This window comes from Pseudomonas sp. KH_040, assembly GCF_057839305.1.
Genome location: NZ_CM174487.1, coordinates 1,344,878 through 1,367,533 on the forward strand (window position 1 = coordinate 1,344,878; position 22,656 = coordinate 1,367,533).

At 59.2% G+C, this 22,656-nt stretch carries 27 protein-coding genes; all 27 read left to right on the top strand.

Going from position 1 to position 22,656, the window contains the following annotated elements; all coding sequences use genetic code 11:
- The first annotated feature begins 106 nt into the window (after positions 1-106).
- The 27 genes from AC3IUF_RS05860 (at position 107) to AC3IUF_RS05990 (ending at position 22,655) form a co-directional block, all read left to right on the top strand.
- Positions 107-841, top strand: a complete 735-nt coding sequence (locus tag AC3IUF_RS05860; protein WP_123374600.1) for an XRE family transcriptional regulator — start codon at positions 107-109, stop codon at positions 839-841.
- Between the two features lie 512 nt (positions 842-1,353).
- Positions 1,354-1,755 (top strand): tail fiber assembly protein, encoded by a 402-nt coding sequence (locus tag AC3IUF_RS05865; protein WP_447783860.1) that lies wholly within the window; start codon positions 1,354-1,356, stop codon positions 1,753-1,755.
- A gap of 99 nt (positions 1,756-1,854) precedes the next feature.
- On the top strand, positions 1,855-2,430 hold the full coding sequence (locus tag AC3IUF_RS05870; RefSeq protein ID WP_007908819.1) for a DUF642 domain-containing protein: 576 nt from the start codon (positions 1,855-1,857) through the stop codon (positions 2,428-2,430).
- A 108-nt stretch (positions 2,431-2,538) separates the two neighbouring features.
- Entirely contained in the window at positions 2,539-2,877 is a 339-nt protein-coding gene (locus AC3IUF_RS05875) for a phage holin family protein (RefSeq protein ID WP_463542464.1), read from the top strand.
- A 70-nt stretch (positions 2,878-2,947) separates the two neighbouring features.
- Positions 2,948-3,469 (top strand): hypothetical protein, encoded by a 522-nt coding sequence (locus tag AC3IUF_RS05880; protein WP_007908816.1) that lies wholly within the window; start codon positions 2,948-2,950, stop codon positions 3,467-3,469.
- A gap of 3 nt (positions 3,470-3,472) precedes the next feature.
- Positions 3,473-4,081, top strand: a complete 609-nt coding sequence (locus tag AC3IUF_RS05885) for a phage baseplate assembly protein V (RefSeq protein WP_007908815.1) — start codon at positions 3,473-3,475, stop codon at positions 4,079-4,081.
- Positions 4,082-4,095: 14 nt separating this feature from the next.
- Positions 4,096-4,428, top strand: a complete 333-nt coding sequence (locus AC3IUF_RS05890) for a phage baseplate protein (RefSeq protein ID WP_095112497.1) — start codon at positions 4,096-4,098, stop codon at positions 4,426-4,428.
- Complete coding sequence (locus AC3IUF_RS05895; RefSeq protein ID WP_447783863.1) at positions 4,425-5,420, top strand: baseplate J/gp47 family protein; 996 nt, start codon at positions 4,425-4,427, stop codon at positions 5,418-5,420. Before AC3IUF_RS05890 ends, AC3IUF_RS05895 begins: the two co-directional genes overlap by 4 nt.
- On the top strand, positions 5,417-6,052 hold the full coding sequence (locus tag AC3IUF_RS05900) for a phage tail protein I (RefSeq protein WP_489280617.1): 636 nt from the start codon (positions 5,417-5,419) through the stop codon (positions 6,050-6,052). The genes AC3IUF_RS05895 and AC3IUF_RS05900 overlap by 4 nt, the downstream gene beginning before the upstream one ends.
- Complete coding sequence (locus AC3IUF_RS05905) at positions 6,053-8,509, top strand: phage tail-collar fiber domain-containing protein (protein ID WP_489280619.1); 2,457 nt, start codon at positions 6,053-6,055, stop codon at positions 8,507-8,509.
- Between the two features lie 26 nt (positions 8,510-8,535).
- Entirely contained in the window at positions 8,536-9,075 is a 540-nt protein-coding gene (locus AC3IUF_RS05910) for a DUF4376 domain-containing protein (RefSeq protein WP_095112490.1), read from the top strand.
- An 85-nt stretch (positions 9,076-9,160) separates the two neighbouring features.
- Complete coding sequence (locus AC3IUF_RS05915) at positions 9,161-9,583, top strand: phage tail protein (protein WP_489280621.1); 423 nt, start codon at positions 9,161-9,163, stop codon at positions 9,581-9,583.
- Between the two features lie 99 nt (positions 9,584-9,682).
- The gene (locus AC3IUF_RS05920; RefSeq protein ID WP_007908808.1) at positions 9,683-9,868 is read left to right on the top strand and encodes a hypothetical protein; all 186 of its coding nucleotides are present in this window, start codon (positions 9,683-9,685) and stop codon (positions 9,866-9,868) included.
- Between the two features lie 2 nt (positions 9,869-9,870).
- Positions 9,871-11,037 carry a phage tail sheath protein gene (locus tag AC3IUF_RS05925; RefSeq protein WP_489280623.1) on the top strand — a complete coding sequence of 389 codons (1,167 nt, stop codon included), beginning with the start codon at positions 9,871-9,873 and terminating at the stop codon, positions 11,035-11,037.
- Positions 11,037-11,543: a phage major tail tube protein gene (locus AC3IUF_RS05930; RefSeq protein ID WP_007908799.1), complete on the top strand. Its 507-nt coding sequence runs from the start codon at positions 11,037-11,039 to the stop codon at positions 11,541-11,543. Before AC3IUF_RS05925 ends, AC3IUF_RS05930 begins: the two co-directional genes overlap by 1 nt.
- A 153-nt stretch (positions 11,544-11,696) precedes the next feature.
- The gene (locus tag AC3IUF_RS05935) at positions 11,697-12,278 is read left to right on the top strand and encodes a phage tail assembly protein (protein WP_007908797.1); all 582 of its coding nucleotides are present in this window, start codon (positions 11,697-11,699) and stop codon (positions 12,276-12,278) included.
- Positions 12,279-12,430: 152 nt separating this feature from the next.
- Complete coding sequence (locus tag AC3IUF_RS05940) at positions 12,431-14,794, top strand: phage tail tape measure protein (protein ID WP_489280625.1); 2,364 nt, start codon at positions 12,431-12,433, stop codon at positions 14,792-14,794.
- A complete protein-coding gene (locus AC3IUF_RS05945) occupies positions 14,794-15,177 on the top strand; it encodes a phage tail protein (protein WP_007908793.1) in 384 nt (127 codons plus the stop codon). Before AC3IUF_RS05940 ends, AC3IUF_RS05945 begins: the two co-directional genes overlap by 1 nt.
- Positions 15,170-15,382 carry a tail protein X gene (locus AC3IUF_RS05950; protein WP_064393145.1) on the top strand — a complete coding sequence of 71 codons (213 nt, stop codon included), beginning with the start codon at positions 15,170-15,172 and terminating at the stop codon, positions 15,380-15,382. Before AC3IUF_RS05945 ends, AC3IUF_RS05950 begins: the two co-directional genes overlap by 8 nt.
- A gap of 9 nt (positions 15,383-15,391) precedes the next feature.
- Positions 15,392-16,423, top strand: coding sequence for a phage late control D family protein (locus tag AC3IUF_RS05955; RefSeq protein WP_414894647.1), 1,032 nt, complete (start codon positions 15,392-15,394; stop codon positions 16,421-16,423).
- A gap of 142 nt (positions 16,424-16,565) precedes the next feature.
- Entirely contained in the window at positions 16,566-17,150 is a 585-nt protein-coding gene (locus AC3IUF_RS05960) for a phage tail terminator protein (protein WP_007908784.1), read from the top strand.
- Entirely contained in the window at positions 17,147-17,326 is a 180-nt protein-coding gene (locus AC3IUF_RS05965; protein WP_007908782.1) for a DUF2635 domain-containing protein, read from the top strand. Before AC3IUF_RS05960 ends, AC3IUF_RS05965 begins: the two co-directional genes overlap by 4 nt.
- A complete protein-coding gene (locus AC3IUF_RS05970; RefSeq protein ID WP_150706101.1) occupies positions 17,326-18,822 on the top strand; it encodes a phage tail sheath subtilisin-like domain-containing protein in 1,497 nt (498 codons plus the stop codon). Before AC3IUF_RS05965 ends, AC3IUF_RS05970 begins: the two co-directional genes overlap by 1 nt.
- Before the next feature lie 67 nt (positions 18,823-18,889).
- Positions 18,890-19,237, top strand: coding sequence for a phage tail tube protein (locus AC3IUF_RS05975; RefSeq protein ID WP_007908779.1), 348 nt, complete (start codon positions 18,890-18,892; stop codon positions 19,235-19,237).
- Entirely contained in the window at positions 19,234-19,530 is a 297-nt protein-coding gene (locus AC3IUF_RS05980) for a phage tail assembly protein (RefSeq protein ID WP_007908778.1), read from the top strand. The genes AC3IUF_RS05975 and AC3IUF_RS05980 overlap by 4 nt, the downstream gene beginning before the upstream one ends.
- Before the next feature lie 130 nt (positions 19,531-19,660).
- Positions 19,661-21,433: a phage tail tape measure protein gene (locus AC3IUF_RS05985; RefSeq protein ID WP_489280628.1), complete on the top strand. Its 1,773-nt coding sequence runs from the start codon at positions 19,661-19,663 to the stop codon at positions 21,431-21,433.
- Positions 21,420-22,655 (top strand): DNA circularization protein, encoded by a 1,236-nt coding sequence (locus AC3IUF_RS05990; protein ID WP_007908775.1) that lies wholly within the window; start codon positions 21,420-21,422, stop codon positions 22,653-22,655. The genes AC3IUF_RS05985 and AC3IUF_RS05990 overlap by 14 nt, the downstream gene beginning before the upstream one ends.
- Position 22,656: the final 1 nt, after the last annotated feature.

Sequence of the window (22,656 nt, forward strand, 5' to 3'; positions counted from 1 at the left end):
GGCATCGCAGCCGGGTGACGGTTTTCTTCACCGAAAGGTGTATTTATGCACGATTTATGCAAATCAGCATTTGTCTTCATTAAAAACTTCAAGCACTATGCGCGTTATGCAAAAACGCAACGTAGCCTCCGTCTTAAGAGCACTGCTCGACCAGCACGGGATCTCCCCCACGGAGCTCCACCGTCGCACCGGCGTGCCTCAATCCACTCTCTCGCGGATTCTCAGCGGGAAGATCGTCGATCCCTCGGATAAACATATCTCGAAGATCGCCGAGTACTTCGCCGTGAGCACCGATCAGTTGCGCGGGCGCGCGGATGTCGCGCCGTCGGCCGGTGCCGTGCGTGATGACGTACACGCGGAACTCAAGGACATAATGCTGTGGGACGACGATACGCCGGTCGATGATGACGAAGTGTCGGTGCCGTTCCTTCGCGAGGTTGAATTGGCTGCTGGATCAGGAAGATTCGTCATCGAAGAGAGCGAGCGCTCTAGCCTGCGCTTCGGCAAGCGCAGCCTGCGCCATAACGGGGTGCAGTTCGACCAGGCCAAATGCGTGACAGTGCGTGGCAACAGCATGTTGCCGGTCTTGCGTGATGGTGCCACCGTCGGCGTCAATGCGGGCAAGTGCGGCATCGGCGACATCATCGATGGCGACCTGTACGCGATCAATCACAACGGCCAATTGCGCGTGAAGCAGCTTTATCGCTTGCCTACCGGCATTCGTCTGCGCAGCTTCAATCGCGATGAGCATCCAGACGAGGACTACAGCTTCCAGGAAATCCAGGAAGAGCAGATCGTCATCCTCGGTCACGTCTTCTGGTGGGGCATGTACGCCCGCTAACCAGACCTCTTCCAGATAAACCCGCCTTCGTTGGCGGGTTTTTTTTCGCCTGGATAAAACCACCAAACCCTTTCGCTGCGGGGCTTTCATGCGTTTGCGCATTTCTAATGCATAAATAAATGCATTTGCGCATTGACTGGATATGCATACATGCATATTCTTGCCACCAAGCCGCTCGACAAAGCGGCTGGCAAGAAAGCTCTTTAGTTCCACAAGAACAGGCAGCGATGAACCGGCCTCAACGGTTCAGAGGGTTGGCAACTGACCCGGGTGTGCAGCGTAAAGCACCAGAAGCAGTTATCCGGCGGGCAGGGACCGCGGTCGGAAAAACAATTTGAATGGACTCGTACCGCGCCAGTAGCGCCGAAAAGTCAGCTTCCTTCTTGAACACAGGATTTGAAGGAAGGCGAAGGAGCGCATTACTGAAAAGCCCGGCTTCAGCGCCGGGCTTTTTGGAATGCCTGCCTGATCAAACACGACATGCATTGAAAAACACACATCGAGGAATACACATGAATCTTTATGCACTGGTCGAATACAACAGAGTGGTCCAACTGAAAGAGAGCGAAATCGCTCCTGAAGCACCGGCTTCGCCAGCCTCCGTCTGGGTTGATGTCACCGGCTCGGATGTTCGAGTGGGGTGGGGAGCCACATTCAACGGAATCTGGACCTTTTCTCCACCGACCGAGGAAGACCTGCGAAATGAAGCCGAACAGCAGAAATGGCAACTGCTGAATGCGGCCGCCAACTGGCTGTTGATGAACTCGTTGCAGTTCAAGGTTGACCTGGCCATGGCCACGGCAGAAGAGCAGGCCCTGCTGCTGGCTCACAAACAGTACTGCATCGCTCTCAGCGACATCGATAAACAGTCGGGTTATCCGGCAAACATCATGTGGCCGGTCGCTCCTTACTGACGCATCAAGTCTGCTGTGAAAGCAGACCCATCGTGCCTGGTTCCTTGAGCCAGAAGACCACAACCAATTCCGAAATTTATCAGGGATGAAAAACAAACCATGTTGAACAATAAAATCGCTGCGCTTTTCACGACTTTTGTACTGCTCGGCACAGGTACCCACGCACTGGCTGCCAATCTGTTGGTGAACGGCAGTTTCGAGCAATCAACCTGCGGCGCAGGCTGCATTTTGGACACTCCCGCAAAAGCCAACGCCATCACAGGCTGGACGACATTTCTGTCTGGTGCCGAATATTTCAATATGCCTAATGCGATTGGCGGCTCTGTTGCAGCAGATGGCGTGATGATCGTTGACTTGGCCAACTACGTGTACGGCAACGGCGGTGGAATACAGCAGAACTTTGCAACGACCGTGGGCGCCAAATACCGAGTGACCTTCAGTGCGGGCAATTCGCGTTTTGCCAGCCGCTCGGGCGACGGCGTCATCCAGATGAAAGTGGCAGGTCAAACCGCGACCTTCAACACGCCGACCGCCAAAGGCGTTGCAGTTGAATGGGCCACTCTGACCTACGATTTCACCGCAACCACGCCGCAGACAACGCTGGCGTTTTCCAACGAGCAGAACCCGTACGCCAACTTTGCCTTTATCGATGACGTCATTGTCGAGCGTTTGTAACGCCTGTAGACGGGGAGCGCTGGTTTTACTCAAACGTGAGAGATGACCTCAATGCATCGGGTCTGCTCACAATTTCTTGGTTCCTCAACGCTACCCCGGAGGCGTGACATGACAAATGAGCAACAAGCCCTGGCCGACATGCCGATCTGGCTGGTCATCCTCCTTGCCGTCGTTGGCGGGGTGTCCGGCGAAATGTGGCGCGCCGACAAGGAAGGTGCCCGTGGCTGGTCACTGCTGCGACGCCTGGCCCTGCGCTCCGGCGCCTGCATGATCTGCGGCGTGTCGGCGATCATGCTGCTGTATGCCGCTGGCATGTCGATCTGGGCCGCCGGCGCCTTCGGTTGCCTGACCGCAATGGCCGGCGCCGACGTGGCAATCGGGTTGTACGAACGCTGGGCTGCCAAGCGCATCGGCGTCTGCGAAGTACCGCCTCGCGACCACCCTTAACTTCAGTACTTCTCCGTGCCGCCATTTTGGCGGCAGGGCTGCGCGTGGACGATTGAAAAGGAGGTCATGTATGCCCACACCGATCCAGCAGCCGTCGCAACTGTTCACAGCCATCGCGACGACACTGCGCAACACTACCGGACTCAACCTCAGCGTCGGCAATCATGATGATTTCACTGCACCGGGCGATCAGGCCTGGGTGCTGATCGACTTCGACCGCAATGGGCCGGGAGTGCGTGCCGCTGACGGGCGAATTGCTCATGTCATGACGGTCTCCCTGCAAGTCATCCCGGCCCTTGCCGCCAGCGCATTTGCAGCGTGCGATCTGATCGCGGTGCTGAAAAACCTGATTACTGACAACCGCTGGAACCTGCCCGGCGATCAATGCGATCTGCCGATGAATATTGATGGCTTGCCGTCATTGCTCATTCGCGGCGATCAGCAATACAAAGCCTGGACCCTGACGTTCAACCAGACCCTCTACCTCGGCCCGACCTTGCTGGACGATCCACTGGGCACGCCGAAATTCGCTCGCACCTGGGAGGTCAGCAATATCGACGACCCGGACCAATACACCGCGCTGGAGGCCTGACCGATGTTCGACGCATTACTGCGCATGCAACTCGGCCCGATCATCGAGCGCCTGGCCGAAATGGAAGCGGAAATCGACGACCTGCACCGCCGTGCCGAGAGCTTCTGCCGCATCGGCATTTGCCAGACCGTTGACGCCGCGAGCAACACCTGTCAGGTCAGTCACGGCGGCTTGCTCACGCCAGCCATCAAGTTCTTCAATCCCAGCGCTGGCGCGCAGAGTGAATCGCGGATTCCGACGGTGGGCGAGCAGTGTCTGCTGTTCAACTACGGCAGCGGCGAAAGCGGTGCACAGAGCGTGGCGTTGTTCGGTTTGAACAGTGACCGTTTTCCGCCAGCCTCTACGATCCCGACGCTGACCCGTCGCGTGCATCAGGACGGTAGCGAAAGCGGCTACGACGATGCTTCACACACCCTGCACTGGCAAAACGGCCCGGCAGCTTTCAACGGTTCTCGTGAATCGCTGGAGCTGAGCATCGGCCCGGCACGACTGGCAATGACACCGCAACTGATCACCCTGCAACTGGGTGCAGTCGGCCTGACCATTGACGCTTCGGGCGTGCACTTCAGCGGCCCATTGGTCGATCACCAGGGCCGTGTCATCAGCCCCTGAATCAAGAGCCTTCCATGATCGGAATCGATAGAGACAGCGGGGCCACGGTCGACGACTGGCTGCAATTTGTGCAGCGCGCGACCCGGGCCCTGACTACGCCGCTGGGTACCCGGCAAAAAAGGCCCTTGTACGGATCGCTGATCCCCTCGTTGTTGGGGCAGAACCTCGGCGACGACGTCCTGCTTCTGGCCCAGAGCCACGCGGCGCAAGCGTTCTACAACACGCAGAACGGGATCAGCGATTTTCAGCCGCAAGTGATCGTCGCCAGCCGTCAGGGCGCCGGTCTGCTGCTGCGTTTCGCCGGCACCTGGAAAAATCGTCAACAAACCTTCGAGGTCGTGACATGAGCATGTTGATCCCCGGCCAGAACCAATTGGCCGAACCCGCGCTGATCACCGTTGAAGCCTTCGAAGACTTGCTCGCTGAGTTCAAGACTTTCGTCGTCGAATATGTCGGGGCGCGTTCGCCGGACAGTGCTGCGAAACTCAAGACCAGCCTGGAAAACGAAAGTGAACTGCTGACCCTGGCGCTGGAAGCTTTCTGCGTCCGACTGCAAACCCACGAGCGCAAATACAACGCTCGCATCAAACAGATGCTGGCGTGGTGGGCGACGGGCAGCAACCTCGATGCACGGCTGGCGGACATGGGCCTTGAGCGGCAGTTGCTTGATCCAGGTGATCCGGCAGCATTTCCACCGGTGCCGGCGATTTACGAAAGCGACGACGATGCTCGCTTGCGTTATTACCTGGCACCGCATGCACCGGCAGCGGGCTCACGGATGCAATATCGCCGCGAAGTCTTCACCCTCGGCGAGCGGCCAACGGTGAAGGTCGAATCCACCGATGCCGGTGTGGTGAGTGTCACTTACTCCTTCAACCCCGATGGTCTCGCCGCGCAGGTCAAGGATGGCAACGGTCGACGCACCGCGCCCGGTGAAGTGCAGGTCACGGTGCTGTCGCGAGAGGGTGATGGGACGCCATCTGAAGGATTGCTTGAAGGCGTGCGTGAACACTTCGCCCGGCCAGATGTGCGCCCGGAAACCGACCTCGTCACCGTCAAGGCTGCCGACATTCAGCGCTACAAGATTCGCGTCGTCGCCAAGATCAATTCCGGCCCCGATTCAGGCCTGACCAAAGTCGCCGCGCAACAGCAACTACAGGCCTACGCCGACAGTTGTCATCGCCTCGAAGGCCGGGTCGATCCGAGCTGGATCGACTACACGCTGCACAGCGCCGGCGCCGTGCAACTGCAGATTCTTGAACCGCTGGCGCCAATCGTGACGACGGCGTTTCAAGCGCCTTACTGCACCGCAGTCGAAGTCGAGGTGCTGACGCTATGAGTGAGCAAACTCAGCGTCCGACGCTGCTGCCTGCCAACAGCTCGGCACTCGAACGAGGTCTGGATCTGGGCTTCGGCGCACTGCTTGATCGCATCGCACCGCCGTTTCCCGAACTGATGAACCCGGGCGAAACACCGGTCGCATTCCTGCCGTATCTGGCAGCGGATCGCGGTGTCGCCGAATGGAGTACAGCCGCACCGGAAGCGGAAAAACGCCTGACCGTCGAACTGGCCTGGCCCACCGCGCGCCAGGCCGGCACTCGCAAGGCGCTGGAAAACGCCGCCAAGGGTTTGCAGCTGCGCCCGGAAATCCGCGCCTGGTACGAACAGACACCGCCCGGTGCGCCGTACAGCTTTTCCGTTCGCGCCTTCAGCGACCAACCCTACAGCGAAGAAATCGATGCCCGTCTCGACCGACGCCTGGCGGATGCCAAGAGCGAGCGCGATGTGCTGACGGTCTCCGTTGGCTTGAGCGCTTTCGGCAATCACGTCATCGGCGCCGCGACGTTCTGCGGCGAGCTGACCACGGTTTATCCGGTGTTCATCGAAGGGCTGGAAACCTCGGGAGAGGCGTTCATGGCTGCCGGCATGTACACCGTCGAAACATCCACTATTTATCCTCAGGGGGCCTGAATGGCTGACTATTACACCCTGCTCACCAACGCAGGGATTGCCTACGAAACGGCGTGCAAGGCCGCGGGCACGCCGATCAAGTTGACGCAGATTTCCGTCGGTGACGGCGGCGGCGCGGTCTACAACCCGGCCGCGACCGCCACGGCACTGAAACGCGAAGTCTGGCGCGGGCCGCTCAATGCGCTGTTCCAGGACGAGAAGAATCCGAGCTGGCTGCTCGCCGAAGTGACCATTCCGCCGGATGTCGGCGGTTGGTATGTACGAGAGGCCGGGTTGTGGACTGACACCGGGATTCTCTACGCCATCGTCAAATATCCGGAGTCGTTCAAACCGGTTCTGGCCACGTCGGGTTCGGGTAAAGAGTTCTACATTCGCTCGATTTTCGAGACCAGCAATGCGTCGCTGGTGACGTTGTTGATTGATGACACGGTGGTTAAGGCCACGCGTGCCTGGGTCATGAGTTATCTCGCCGAAGAGCTCGGCAAGCTGGATGGTAAGCAATCGGTGCGCGTTGCGGCATCCACCAACATCGTGTTGAACGGTGCGCAGCAAATTGACGGTGTCGCAGTGATCGCTGGTGACCGCGTGCTGGTTGCGAATCAGACGCTGGCCAAGGACAACGGACTGTGGATCGTCGCCAATGGCGACTGGGTGCGGGCGACCGATGCCAATACCAGCGCCAAGGTGACGCCGGGCCTGACGGTGATGGTGGAGGAGGGCGCCACGAACGGCGATTCGCTGTGGCACCTGACCACCAATGCGCCGATTACCCTCGGCACGACCGCGCTGACGTTCAAGATGCTCGCCGGGCGCACCGGGATTGCCGCCGGGACTTACAAAAGTCTGACGGTTGATGAATATGGCCGGGCGACTGCCGGTGCGAACCCTGAAACGTTGGCCGGGTTCGGCATCAAGGATTCGTACACCAAGGCTGAAGTTGAAGCGCTGATTGCCAAGGCGTCGGCGTTGCCGGTGGGTTCGATTGTCGCGTTTCCGGTTGATGCACCACCGCCGGGTTTTCTGGAGCTGGATAACAGCGTCAAGAGCAGTGCTACGTACCCGGACCTGAGCGCTTATCTGGGCGGCAAGTTCAACAAGGGTGACGAGGGTGTTGGCAATTTCCGCTTGCCCGAGGCGCGTGGGGAGTTCTTGCGCGGTTGGGATCATGGGCGCGGAGTGGATGTCGAGCGAACTATTGGCAGCCAACAGGCCGCTACGGCGGTTTGCGCAGGGGATGCCACGAAAACATCGCAAGTTGTGGGCAGTTTTTATAACACTCAGGATGACAATGTAGCAGCCTTCAAAGCCCGATTGAATTCAGATGGTGATGCTTCTCTTACAGGTATTTCGCAGTCCTACGCCGCAGCTACCGGCAGCAACGACATTGCGAATACGGCAATCACTGTCCGTCCGCGCAACATCGCCGTCATGTGGTGCATCAAAGCCTGGAACGCCCCGGTCAATCAGGGAACCATCGATGTCGCCGCGCTGGTCAAGGAAGTCGAACGGCTTAAATCCGCTGTTCCAGTTGGCGCTGTTCTGGCATTTCCGACCGGCATCGTCGCTCCCGGTTATCTGGAACTGGATGGCAGTGTGCAGAGCATTGCTACCTATCCGGATCTGGCTGCCTATCTCGGCGCCACTTACAACAGGGGTAATGAAGGCGCAGGCAACTTCCGTTTGCCGGAATCACGCGGTGAGTTCCTGCGCGGCTGGGATCATGGGCGCGGTGTGGATGCCGGGCGGCAGATCGGAATTTATCAGGGGGACGAAGTAAAGTCCCACTATCACGATGCCCTGTTCGCAACAGGTCCAGTAGGCACTGGCTCCGTTCTGGGGATCACCAACTCGGCTGCCGGTGACAGGGTGGGAAGTGGTGCGCAATATGCGTCCAGCGGCGGCCCTCAAAGCTACATTGCCAGTACCGGAGGCGCTGAAACCCGCCCCCGCAACATCGCCGTCATGTGGTGCATCAAAGCCTGGGATGCGTCGATCAATCAGGGAAACATCGATATCACTGCGCTGGCGACTCTGGCGCAACAAGCTTCCGAAAGCAATCAAGGCACAGCAAAAATCGCCACCCAAGCCCAGACAGACGCGGGCACTGATGACAAAACTGTAGTCACCCCCAAAAAAATGCGTTGGGGCTTTTCAATTGGCATTTCTGAGAACTTGGGCAGTAGCTACGTCGTATTTCCGACGTGGCTCGGAGGTTTGATCATTCAGTGGGGGATGACGAACGCAATCGCATCCGGCGCAAATTACCTCCAGCCCTTTCCGGTAGCGTTCCCGTTGTTTGTGCCAGCAGTGTTTACGACTTATCCCAATGCTGCAGTGGATGCGCCGACGGGCTCGACCTATATCGGGCAGGTTCGAGCTCAGAGTAGGGCGAACGTGACCATTCGCAACATTGGCCCCACCCCGGCACAATTTTATTTTCTGGCTATCGGCCGTTGAGGCCGAGAACCAGTCGAGGGTTAGCTATGAAGTTTGCAACATTTAGTGAAACCGGTGAGTTGACCGGACGTTATGACTCGGCCCTTCACTCAGTCATTCCTGAACAAGCGGTCGAACTGAGCGATGAAGTTTTTCTCGCCACCAGAACCGATCAAACGGGTGAGTGGAGGCTGGTCGATGGCGAGGTCGTAAAAGTACCCTTTGCAATAGCGGAGCCGAATTACCCCGAACTGTTTGCGCAAACGCGGTTCTTGCATGAAACACACGGTATCGCCATAGAGGGATTGAATATAGAAACAACTCGCGACAGCCAGGCGCTGATCGCCAGCACAGGTCTGTCTGCCATTCTCGACCCCGAGTATCGCTGCAACTTCAAAACCCTCGATGGTTTTGTCGAGATCGGCGCCGAGCAGATTCTCGCCATTGCCAAGGCTGTGCGCAGCCATGTCCAGGCCTGCTTTGATCGCGAACTGGATTTGCTCCGGGCCCTCGAGGCGCGAACTTATAAAGATGAAATGCTCGCTGAAGGTTGGCCGCTCTCTCCACCGATCACCGCGCATCAGTAAACGCCCCATTCTCTGGGGCGTTTTCATATCTGACCACTCACGAGGGTGGTTTTAGAGTCGTCGTTAATCACACAAGGAAGAACCTATGTTTTACGCACCCTCCACGGGCGGTTTTTACGATTCCGCCTTTCATACCGAAATTCCAAGCGATGCAGTTGAAATTTCTCAGGAGTACTGGCTCGAGTTATTGAACGGGCTGTCTACCGGCAAGATGATTGTCATGAATGAAAATAACTATCCGGTGCTGGTTGATCGGCCGGGGCCAACGCCTGCAGAACTTGAGAGCATTGAACGCTACTGGCGCAAACAGCAGATCGCGCTCACTGATCCCGTGGTCAATCGTCACCGCGACGAGGTGGACCGTTGGCCAACCCAGCTGACCCCGGCGCAATACATCGAGTTGCAGACTTATCGCCATGTGCTTCGTCTGTGGCCGGAGGGCGGTGAGTTGCCCTTGAGCGAACACCGCCCGGCAGCGCCGGAATGGCTCGCTAGCCTGCCTGAATAAAAACGCCCCGCACTGACGGGGCGTTTTCTTATCCGCTGATCAGCAACTGATAGCCCCTTGTTGAAACCAAGGGGCTTTTTCGTCTTTGGAGAAACCCGAATGGCAACCCGCCAAACCTACACCGTGCTCGTCCCATTCCCCACCGGCGGTGGGCATTGGTCGAGCATCGGTCAAGACCTTGATCTGCTCGACGTCGAGGCCAGTGCCTTGCACTTCGCCGGTCGACTGGAACTGAAAACCCCAACCACCCAGGCCAAAAAGGCCGCTGCCAAGAAGGCTGACTGAATATGGCTGAGGTTCTGAACTTCGAGCACAACGGCATTACCGTCAATGCCACCGAATCCCCTGAGGCCATGGGTGGCCTGGGTGACAACGTCATCGGTCTGGTCGGCACTGCGCCGAAAGCCGATCCGCTGATTCCGCGCAACGCACCGTTCCGCATCAACAGCTTCACCACCCAGGCGCTGCTCGATCCGACCGGTTCGGAAGAGGGCACTTTGTACCACGCGGTTTACCAGATCCTCAAAGTGGTCAAGGTGCCGGTTTACGTGGTGATCGTCGAAGCGGGCGCGACACCGGCCGACACCGTTAACGCAGTGATTGGCGGCGTTGATCCGCTGACCGGTCGCAAGCTCGGTCTGGCTGCACTGGGCAGTGTTCCGGAAGACCTGACCATCATCGGCGCGCCGGGCTTTACCGGCACCAAAGCAGTGGCCAGCGAGTTCGCCTCGTTCGGCAAGCGCATCAAGGCCCGTGTGGTGTTGGACGGCAAGGACGCCTCGGTCGCCGATCAAGTGCTGTACAGCCAGGAACTCGGCGGCGCCGATCTCGGTTTTGACCGTTGCCTGGTGGTGCACAACATGCCCGCCGTGTATTCGAAAGCGGCGAAGAAAAACGTCTTCCTGTCGCCTTCCAGCCTGGCGATTGCCGCGCTGGCCAAGGTCAAGCAGTGGGAGAGCCCGGGCAACCAGGTGACCTACGCCGAGGACGTTTCGCGGGTCGTTGAATACAACATTCTCGACACCTCCACCGAGGGCGACCTGCTCAACCGCTACGGCGTCAGCTACTACGCCCGCACCGTGCTCGGCGGCTTCTCGCTGCTGGGTAACCGCTCGATCACCGGCAAGTTCATCAGCTATGTTGGCCTCGAAGATGCGATCAGCCGCAAGCTGGTCAAGGCCGGCCAGAAAGCCATGGCCAAGAACCTCACCAAGTCCTTCATGGATCAAGAGGTCAAGCGCATCAACGACTGGCTGCAAACCCTGGTCGCCGACGAAACCATTCCTGGCGGCAGCGTGTATCTGCACCCGGAACTCAACAGCGTCGAGAAGTACAAGAACGGCACCTGGTACGTGGTCATCGACTACGGCCGCTACGCGCCGAACGAACACATGGTTTACCAACTCAACGCCCGCGATGAAATCATCGAGCAGTTCCTGGAGGACGTTCTCTAATGTTTACCAACCGCGTAAGACAGGCCATCGCGGCCACTCTGCAAGGCCTGCCGTTGTCGGCGACCGTTGAAGAATTCACCCCGCCGAAAATCGATTTCGACATGGAAAACATGACGGGCGGACGCTTCATCGTTGAGGAAATGGCCAAGAGTGCCAAGCCGCTGAATGCTCAGATCAAGCTGCAGGGCACGGGCGCCGAAGTGTTGCTCGCCATGGGTGTGAAATTGGGCGATGACATTCTGCTGAACGTGCGTGAAGCCGGTCAGGATCAGGACGGAAACACCTGGTTCACCTATCACACCATCGGCGGCAAGCTCAAAACCATGGGGGAGGACGCCATCAAAATGGGTGGCAAAGCCCTGACGACGCTGGACTTCTCGTGCCGTACCTACAACCGCCTGGAAAACGGCATTCCGGTGATCGACATCGACGTGCGCACCCAGAAGTTCGTGCTCAACGGCGTCGACATCCTCGGTGATGCGCGTCGTGCGGTGCTGATGCCGTAACCCTCCCATCACCACAAAACCCTGTAGGAGTGAGCCTGCTCGCGATGGGCCAGCACATTCAACATCAATGTGCCTGAAAGACCGCTATCGCGAGCAGGCTCACTCCTACAAGGGAATTGCTACACCCCTCAAGAATCACCAAGGAATTCATTCATGTCGTGGATGCCACCCCAGCATGACCTGCTGTCGCCGATCACCGGCGATGACGGTTCGCAGATCGAAACGATCCAGCTCAAGCCGCTGTTCTACGCCGCGCAAAAAGACGCGCTGGAGCGCGCCGGCGATGACGAAGACGATCAGTTCTTCGAACTGGCGCTGCTCGCCACCGGCCTCTCGGTCAAGGAACTCGACCAGCTCAAGCGCCCGGATTACGTGAGCATCGCCCAGTACGTGCACGAGATGTCGACACGCCCTGCGTCGTACTTTCTCGATCAGGTCGAAGACGCGGAAAAATCCGCCGATCCCGACCAGGTGCAGTTGCTGCAACCGCTCGCCGTGACCGGCCGCACCGTAACCTCGCTGTCGCTGGAAATGCCGGCACTGCGCGCGACCAAAGTGATGAAGAAACTGAAAACGGCCAAGGAACGCGCCGAGTTCATCACCGCCCATTGCACCGGCCTGATGATCCCCGATCTGGCCCTGATGACCGTCCCGGACTGGACGCAATTGCAGGTGCGCATCGACGATTTTTTAAACCAGCCGGCGGCCTACTTTCGGAACGCGACATCGAAGTAATCCTCGATATCGTCCCGCTCATTTACCCGGTAAGTGAAGCGGAGATTCTGGAATGGGACGCCGAAAAGGCGTTGCGCCGCTACGACATAGCGATCACTCGCCTTGGCGTGAAACAGGAGTAGAGCGGCATGGCAGAAACAAGGTATTCGCCAATGCTGGCCAGCGCGAACAGCAGCGTCGGGTTCAGCAACACTGGCTTGGCAGGTGAGAGGTCTGCATTCGATGTTATCGCCAATCCGCTGGCGGAGTTGAAGCTGGCGGTCTTGACCGCCAGTCAGGACATCCGGTTGTTGATCAAGGAGCAGATCAAGCTCCGGGAAGTCATGGTCGCGCTGCAATCGCTGTCGAAGGCCAGTTCGCCGACGTCGGCGCCAGTAACTGCGCCGAAGTCAAAACTCACGGCCGAGATCGAACAGCGTCAGCCTCCCGCGTTTCTGCAGCCGACCATGGCGCTTCAAACGGCCATGGCCAGGCTAAAACAAGTGCCGGGCATGGACGGCGATCTCAAGAGCATGGAGATCGCCAACCTGGCAATGGCCAGCGAAAAAGCGGTGGCGGGCAGTGGTGCGACCGCGGTTAGCCTGGCCGAGGTCGAATATGCCGCGGGCAAATCCGGGGTAGGCGCCAATCTCACTGGCGACGCAAAGGAAAAGGAACTGCTGGATTTCGGCCGTGATGCCGCCACGAACGCGACAGCGTTTGGCATTGAGCTGAAAGCTGCTGGAGAAATGCTGACGGTCTGGAGAACCTCGCTCAAGCTTGATCGCGCGCAGGCTCAAAGCTTGGCCGACGCCAGTATTCATCTCGGGAAGAATTCGCTGAAAGCGACCGCAGCCGACATCGGCTCGGTGGTACAGAGTTCTGGCGAAACAGGAGTCGCGGCGGGTATTGCACCTGAGCAACTGGCTGCTCTTGCGGCCGCTTTGCTCAACGCAGATGTGAACACGTCTGGCGCCGCTACATCGGTGAAAAGCATCAGCGCTGCGTTGGCCAAAGGTACCAAAGGCTCTGTCGCCGAGCGTGCCGCTTGGGCAACACTTGGACTACAGCCGGACAAGCTCACCGAGAATGTTCCGCAAACCGTTTTCAAAGCACTCGAGGCTCTTAAACAAAAGCCTGCGAGCGAACAATCGGCACTGATCAAGACGTTGTTCAACGGTGATGAAGGCGTCAGCAAACTGCTGGAGAAACCGCAGGATGTCGAAAAGACATTTGCGTTGCTGACCGCGAGAAAACCGCTTGATCCACAGACCGAGTTGCTGAAGACGTTGTCGACCGGCAGCGACGGTTTGCATCAGTTGATGGCGAAACCTGCTGATACGCCGGTCTCGCCGGTTCCCCTTCAAGGACCGACCCAAAGCATCGAGCCGCAGTACAAAGGTGCGGTGCAAAGGTCAGCCGATCCGACAGGCGGGAGTCCTCAGCAGAGCTGGAATGCTTTGGAGGCCAGTAGAAATCGTTTGGCGACAGCGGTAGCTCCGGATGCACAAACGCTGGACTCGCTTACCAATACATTGAACTGGGCGGCGGAAAAAGCCGAGGCAAACCCGAAAGTCGCCACGTCTCTGACTATTGCGGCGGCGGGGATTACGGCGTTTGTGGGGGCATTGCTGGCAAAGGCCGCCGATAATTTCGTTGGCAAGCTTGTGAAGGGTATCGCAACGAAACTGCCGAAGGGACTTGGCAAATGGATTGCTGATATCGATGTTGCCGGCGATAGCGGTAAACCCGTTGAGAACTCGACTTTTGATGAACCAGATCCGAAAAAGCCTGCCCAGAGAAAGCGTGGAGGCCTGAAACCACGCAGGGTGAGCCTCGGTTCTTTGACCCAACGAAAGAGCCATCAACCACTGATAAGCTCCGGCAGCTCTGCAGCTCGCAATCCTCTCATTCGCCAGATCTCAGCGTGGCCGGCAAGCATGACGGCATTCGCCGGCTCATCGAGCGCCAGCCCAATGCACGCCGCGCCGCTGTCCGGCTCCTACGCCAAGGCCGGCGCGCTGCTGGCCAAAAAAGCGCCGCCGCTGCGCCTGCTCAGCGCAGGTTATGAACTGGTCAATGGTGTGAGGCACGGGGACACGCGTTCAGTGGTGTCATCCGGTGCTTCGTTGGCCGGGTCTTCAGCGGGCGCCGCTGTCGGTGCCGCGCTTGGCACGTTGATTCTGCCTGGCGTGGGCACTGCAATTGGCGGGTGGCTCGGAAGCATGGCGGGGGGAGCCATCGGTGAGTCGCTGGGCGACAAGCTGGGGACCCAAGTCGATCGTCTTGGCGCGCCTGCTCAGGTCAGCAAGGATCTGATCACGACCTCGGCGACCTCGGCGATCCCAGCCACCACAGCCGCCAGCCAGCCTGTCACGTTCAACTCAACAATACAGATCAATGGCCAGGATCTGGCCAGCGCCCAGGCGCTCGCCAATCTGGTGGTCCAAACAACCATGGGGCAGTTGGGGCAGATCATGCCAACCAACCCCCTCGCCACCCGCCGTGACGCAGCCCTGACCGATGGAGTCGCCTGATGAAACAACAAATGGCACTGGGCAATTTCATCTTCGGCCTCTCGCGTCAATTTGCGTACCACCAGTTGTTGCGCAAGTCCGATGGCGGCTGGAGCGAAATACAGATCCTCACCAGCAAACCGAAATCCAGCCAGACCGGCCAGAAGTCGGAAACCCTGACCATCACCGGCAGGTCGATGTACGCCGTGGCCATGGATCGGCTCGATGAACTGCGCGCCTTGCAGGCACTGCGCATACCGCTGCCATTGATTGACGGCATTGGTCGCAACTGGGGTCTTTGGCGGATCAACAACGTTCAGGAAACCCAGACCCAGATCATCGATGACGGTACGGCGATGGTGGTCGATTGGGTCATCGAATTGGCGGAGTTCAACAATGCGTAAGGTTCGAAGCGTGGCCGGTGATTCGGTGAATTTGCTGCTCTACCGCGAAACCGGGCGCAGCGACGATGCCGCTGAAGAAGCCCTGTGGAAACTCAATCCGACCCTGGCCGAACACGGCCCGGTTCTGCCCGCTGGCATCTGGGTCGTGCTGCCTGAACTCGACAGCAAACCTGCTGCGATCAAAGCGCTCACGGCCTGGGATTAAGGAGGTTGTATGGCATTGGGTTTTACCCCGGTCGTGCAGATTTATGGCGCAAACGCGGATCTTCTCAACCAGCGTCTGATCAGTTGGGAGCACATCGATGCCGCCGGCATCGAGTCGGATCAACTGACCCTGACCATTGATCTGGAGGGCCTCGAAGGGCTGCCGAGCCTCGGCGGGAAAATCGGCCTGCTGGTGGGTTACCTGGAAATGGAAGAAATGGTCGATAAGGGCCAGTTCAAAGTCACTCGCCTGACACCGACGCTGTTTCCGTTTCGCCTGACCCTGGTGGCCACTGCAGCGCCGTTCAGCAAGGATGATGAAACCGGCTTCAAGCAGCGCCGCACCGCCAGTCATGGACCGACGACGCTCGGTCAACTGTTTAGCAAACTGGTGTCGCAGCACGGTTTTTCATCGCGTGTCGCTGCGGACGTGTCGATGATCAAGATCGCCCACGTCGACCAGTCCAATGAAACCGATATGGGCTTTCTGACGCGGCTGGCGAAGAAGTACAACCTGGTCGCCAAACCTTATGGCGATGCGTATGTGCTGGCGCGACCCGGGCAGATCAAATCAATCTCGGGGCAGAAACTGCAGGATGTGACGTTGTCGGTCACCCATGACAATCGTCCCGGCGATCACGCCTTTATCAGCGCCACGCTGGAAGAGGCCGCCCGCGAACAGGCAAAGGGCTGCAAGACCTGTTTTGTCGATGCTGTTACAGGCGTTTTGCATTGGGTCGAGACGGGACTCGCGCCGTTCAAGACCATCCGCCAGAAGCAACCCAATGAAGCGGATGCCATCGCCGTCGGCGAGGGCGAAGTGCGCAAAATGCTCCGGCAGAAGTACAAGGTGAAGATCACCTGCCCAGGCGATCCACGATTGGCCGCCGAAGGCCTGGTGTTGCTCGATGAGACCTGGCCGGACTTCATGCGCGGGCGCTGGTCGATCGACAAGGTCACCGCCAGTGGCAATCGCGAGAACAGCTATCGCTGCCTGATCGATGCGTCGTGCCTCGACCCCAAAGCCGAGTCCAAAGACTGACCCACGAGCCCCCCCTGTAGGAGTGAGCCTGCTCGCGATAGCGGTGCCACATTCAAAACCAACGCGCCTGACACACCGCTATCGCGAGCAGGCTCACTCCTACAGGGGCCTGCGGTAACTCCCACTATTTTGGAACACCTCCATGAAGATCACCCCGATCCTCACGCAACTGCGTGGGCAATGCCCTGGCCTTGCCAATCACATTTCGGTGGGCCTCGATCTGGCCTTGCTGCAAGGCAACCCGGATCTGCCAACACCTTCGGCCCACGTGCTGCCAAGCGCCGATCTGGCCAGCAACAGCACCACACAAAACCTCATCGCCCAACCGATCCGCGAGCGCTTCGAAATCGTCCTGGTGCTTGACGCCAGCGACGCTACAAAAGCGCTGGATCTGTTGCACGACCTGCGCGCCGAACTGTGGCGCGCGGTGGTGGGGTTCAAGCCCGATTCCGACTACAGCGCCATCGTTTACGACGGCGGCGAGATGGTCTCGATCAACAGCAGCCGCGCCTTCTACCGGCTGCGTTTTTTTGCCGAGTTCCAGCTCGGCCGCAATCTGCCAAGTCAGCCTGCGGAGAGTTGGCACGAACGCGAACTGGACGGTTTGTCGTCCTTTACCGGGGCCACCGTGCGGGTCGATACGATCGACCCGGCCGACCCCAACCTGAAACGCCCGGGCCCTGATGGGCGCGTGGAAATGACTTTCTCTGGAGACGTAACCCCATGAGCAATCGCATCACCGTACTGCCGGCCGAAGGCCGCGTTGTACCTGACCCGGAGGCCGGCGATCTGCTGCCGCTGGAAGGCCGTGAAGTGCTGGACAGCGCCTGGTGGCGCCGACGTCTGGCCGACGGCGATATCACCCTCAAAACCGCACCAGCCAAACAAAAGGGAGCCAAATAATGGCGATCGGATTCAGCAACATCCCCGCGGACATTCGTGTGCCGCTGTTCTATGCCGAAATGGACAACTCGGCCGCCAATAGCGCGAGTTCGACCCTGCGTCGTTTGATCGTCGCTCAGGTCAACGACAACATTGCCCCGACCGAAGTCGGCAAACTGGTGTTGGTCTCCAGCGTTGCGCTGGCCAAAAGCATCGGAGGTCAGGGCTCGATGCTCGCCTCGATGTACGAGACCTTCCGCAAGGCCGACCCGATCGGTGAGATCTGGTGCCTGCCGCTGCACAACACCGAAGGCGCGATCGCCAAAGGCGTGCTGACCCTGACCGGCACTGCCACTCAGGCTGGCGTGCTCAATCTGTATGTCGGCGGCGTGCGTGTGCAAGCCACCGTGGTCAACGGTGCCACTGCTGCGCAAGCAGCCACCGCACTGGCACAGAAAATCAACGCTACCGCCGACCTGCCGGTCAGCGCTGCTGCTGCCGAAGGTGTGGTCACCCTGAACGCCAAATGGACTGGCGACAGCGGTAACGACATCAGCCTGCAATTCAATCGCCTGGGCAAGAGCAACGGCGAAGATACCCCGGCCGGCCTGACCACTGCGATCACTGCCATGACTGGCGGCGCCGGTGTGCCGGATCAGGTGGAAGCCATCGCCGCACTGGGTGACGAGCCGTTCGAATTCATCGCACTGCCATGGTCCGATCTGTCGACGCTCAACACCTGGCAAGCAGTGATGGATGACAGCACCGGTCGCTGGTCGTGGGCCAAGCAATTGTTCGGTCACGTCTACAGCGCCAAACGCGGCACCGTCGGTACGCTGGTCGCAGCAGGCCAGGCGCGCAACGATCAGCACATGACCATTCAGGCGCTGGAGCCGGGCGTTCCGCAACCGTTCTGGGTACAAGCTGCCGCACTGGCTGCACGCACCGCCGTGTTCATCTCCGCCGACGCCAGCCGTCCGACGCAAAGCGGCAGCCTGCCGGGCGTTGATCCGGCGCCGGCCAGTGAACGCTTCACCCTGACCGAGCGACAGTCGCTGCTCAACTACGGCATCGCCACCGCGTATTACGAAGGCGGTTACGTGCGCATCCAGCGTTCGATCACCACCTACCAGAAAAACGCTTACGGTCAGGCCGACAACTCCTACCTGGACAGCGAAACCATGCACCAGTCGGCGTTCATCGTGCGCCGTCTGCAAAGCGTGATCACCAGCAAATACGGTCGGCACAAACTGGCCTCCGACGGCACTCGTTTCGGCGCCGGCCAGCCAATCGTCACCCCGGCGACCATTCGCGGTGAGCTGATCGCCCAGTACGCCAAGCTCGAACTGGAAGGCCACGTCGAGAACGCCGAGCTGTTCGCCGAACACCTGATCGTCGAACGCGACGTGCAGGATCCTAGCCGCGTGAACGTGCTGTTCCCGCCGGATTACATCAACGGTCTGCGCGTGTTCGCGCTGCTCAACCAATTCCGTCTGCAGTACGACGACGCGGCTTGATCGCCGCGTTTGACCACAAGCATTCAGCCCACCTCGCGTGGGCTTTTTTATTCAAGGGAGTAACACCATGGGTCAACTGATTGCAGGCACCTGCTACGTCAAAGTCGACGGCGCACAACTGACCATCAATGGCGGCTGCGAAGCCCCGCTGATGGCGGTCAAACGCGAAACCGTCGTACCCGGCTTCTACAAGGAAACCGACATCGCGCCGTCTTTCAAAGTGACCGCGCTGCACACCGCCGACTTCCCGCTGAAGAAGCTGATCGAAGGCACCGACATCACCGTCACCTGCGAATTCAGCAACGGCAAAGTCTACGTGCTGGCCGGTGCCTACCTGGTCGAAGAGCCAGTTTCCAAGGGTGATGACGCCACCATCGAACTGAAGTTCGAGGGCATCAAGGGGACCTGGCAATGAGCGGCGCCGTGAAGCTTCAGGTTGCGATCGAAGCTCACGGCGAGCCCCTGACCGAACTCGTCCTGCGCCGTCCGACGGTGCAGGAAGTGCGAGCGATCAAGGCGCTGCCGTACAAGATCGACAAGAGCGAAGAAGTCAGCCTCGACATGGACGTGGCGGCCAAATACATCGCCGTGTGCGCCGGCATTCCGCCGTCGTCGGTCAACCAGCTCGATCTGGCTGACCTCAATGCGCTGAGCTGGGCCGTTGCGAGTTTTTTCATGAGTGCGGCGTCGGCGCCATCACCGACCTGATCGCCGTCGCCTATGACCTGGCCTGGTTCTGGAAGGTTGACCCCGAACAGATGATGGCCAGGCCACTGGATGTGCTCCGCGAATCGCTGGAGCACGCGCAACGGATCAATGCGATGCAGCAGGTGCAGTGATGGCAGAAGAAACCAAAGCTAAAGCGTCGGTGTTGCTTACCGGCATCGATGAACTGTCGCCCAAACTCGGCGCTTTGCGAGTCAAGGTCGAGAGCTTCAAGAACAACCTCGAACAGACCGGCCTCGGCAAACTGGACATCAGTGGTCTGTTCAAGGGCGGCAGCGTGATCACGCCGTTTGTGGACGGGATCAAATCGGCCGCAGCGTTTCAGGGCAAATTGACTGAAGTCAGCGACACGGCAAAAACCGTCGACTTGCCCGCCACACCGAAAGTCGTTGCGCAAAACATGAACGTGTTCAGTGCGTCGATGGAAAAGGTTTCCGCAGCCGTGGACGCGGCACTGGTGCCGGCGGTGGGGGCGTTGGTGGTCGGGCTGGAACCGATGCTGACCCAGGTCAGCAGTCTGCTCGCCGACAACCCGAAACTGGTCGAAGGCCTAGCGGCGGGGGCGATTGCCTTCTCGGCGATGCAAACCGCCGTCACCGGCATGACCCAAGTGATGGACGTGATGAGCATGGTGCTCAAGACCAACCCGATCATGCTGATCGCCATGGGCATCGCGGTGGCGGCCGGTCTGATTTATGCCAACTGGACGCCGATCAGTGCTTTCTTCAAAGGCATGTGGGAGGGCGTGAAAAACATCGGTGCGAGTGCGATGGCGACGTTGCGCTCGATCCTCGATTGGCGACCGCTGGATGCGCTGGCGGCGCTGTGGTTACCGGTCGCGGGGTTCTTCTCGGGCATTTGGGACAAGGTAAAAACCGTCACCACGCCGGTGATCGACTTCTTCAAATCGGTGTTCTCGTGGACGCCCGCCGGCATGATCCTGGAAAACTGGGCGCCGCTGACCGGGCTGTTTTCGGCGATCTGGGAATTGCTCAAGGCCTTGAGTGTGCCGGTGATGGCGTTTCTCAAAGGTCTGTTCGACTGGACACCGTTGGGCATGATCATCAACAACTGGGGGGCGATCACCGGGTTCTTTGCCTCGATTTGGACGGCGCTGCAACCGGCGGCACAAGCCATCAAGGATTTCTTCGGCACGTTGTTCGACTATTCCCCGCTGGGGATGATTGTCAACAACTGGGGCGCCATCGTGACCTTCTTCGAACCGATCTGGACCGCGTTGCAAACGTCGGCGCAGCAGATCAAAAGTTTCTTCCAAAGCTTGTTCGAATGGTCGCCGCTGGAACAGATCGCCATGTACTGGCAGCCGATCAGCGAAGTGTTTTCGGCGCTGTGGGGCGTGGTGCAGGCGTTGGCCGCGCCGGTGCTGGAGTTTTTGCACACCATGTTCGAATGGACCCCGTTGGGGCAGATCATCAAGAACTGGGGGCCGATCACCGAGTGGTTCGGCGAGTTGTGGCAAAAGCTGCAAACCGTGATTGCGCCGATCAAGGAGCTGTTCGACGGCGGCTTTGCCGGACTGATCGCCAAGGTCACCGGCAAGGTTGAAACGTTCACCGAAGCGCAACGCCAGACCAATGCCGAAGGGAAAGGAGAGCTGGCGCCGGCGTTCTTCGGGGCAAGTCCTCAAACATCGGCCAACGGTGCGCTGCAGGGTGGTTCGTTACCGCAAAGTTCTGGCGCCCTGATCCAGCAAAGCGCGGCCAACAACCGTACGCAACTCGAAGGCGGCCTGACCGTGCGCTTCGAAAATGCGCCGGCCGGGCTGCGCACCGATCAACCGCAAACCAATCAACCGGGCCTGGCGCTGTCTTCGCGCATCGGCTATCGCTCGCTGTCGATGGGAGGTTCCAATGAACTGGCGTGACCGCTTGTTGCCGGCATCCTTTCGTGGTGTCGGCTTCTGGATCGATCAGGCGAAAACCCCGGTCGGTCGCAAAGGTCAGTTGCATGAATATCCGCAGCGTGACCTGCCGTTTTTCGAAGATCTCGGTCAGCAGGCCAAGACCCACGACGTCACTGCATTCATCATCGGCGCCGATTGCCTGGAGCAGCGTGACAAGCTGCTCAAGGCATTGGAGGCGGGCAGTGGTGAACTGGTGCATCCGTGGCTCGGACGCCTGCAAGTCAAGGTCGGCGAATGCGACATGACCCACACCCGCCAGGACGGCGGGTTGGTGACCTTTACCCTGAAGTTCTATCCAGACCAACCGTTGCCGTTTCCGACCGCTACCGTCAGCACACAGAAAGTGTTGCTGGCCAAGGCTGACACGCTGTTGGGTTCGGCGGTGGCACGCTTCGAGCAGGCGATGACGTTGATCAAGGCTGCGCGGATCGGCATCGCCAATCTGCGCAACAGCCTCACCGGGGTTTATGAGGTGATCAAAGAACAGCTCAAGCCGCTGATCGAGCAGTACCGGCAGATCACCGAACTGGTCAAGGCAGTGAAAGAGTTGCCCAAGGAAGTGGCGGCTGAGTTCAAAGGTTTGCTCGGCGATATCAAAGAGCTCAAGGCATTCGCGAAGGAGGGCTACCGTGGCGTGATTGCCGACGTCTCCCAACAACTCGAAGCCATCCGCAAGGCGGATGCACCGAAGATCACCACCGGCAAGGACACCAACGCCGCGGCGCAGGCCATGGCCGATCTGGTGCAGGACACGATGCTGGTCAAAGTGGCGCAGTGGGTGGCGTCGATGCCAGTGGCGACCCCCGCGGTGAAACTGTCGTCGACACCTTCGGTGGCACATCAGGCGGATCAACCGGTGACCCGTCAGGAAGTACCGGTGACCGACGAAATGAAAGCGCTGCAGAAGGCGGTCGGGGTGGCCATTGATCCAATGCTGGACAAGGCCGATCCCAAGCACCACCAGGCAATCAACGATGTCAAGGAAGCGCTGCTGGCGCATCTCAAGGCAGTGGCGTCATCCGGTGTGCGACAGGTCACTAAATCGTTCCAGGAAAGCCTGCCGGCGCTGGTTGTGGCCTACAAGCAATTTGCCGATGCCACACGAGTGACTCAAGTGACTCAGAGCAACGCGATGAACCATCCGGGCTTTTCACCCAACGACGTGAAAGTGTCCAGGGAGTGAG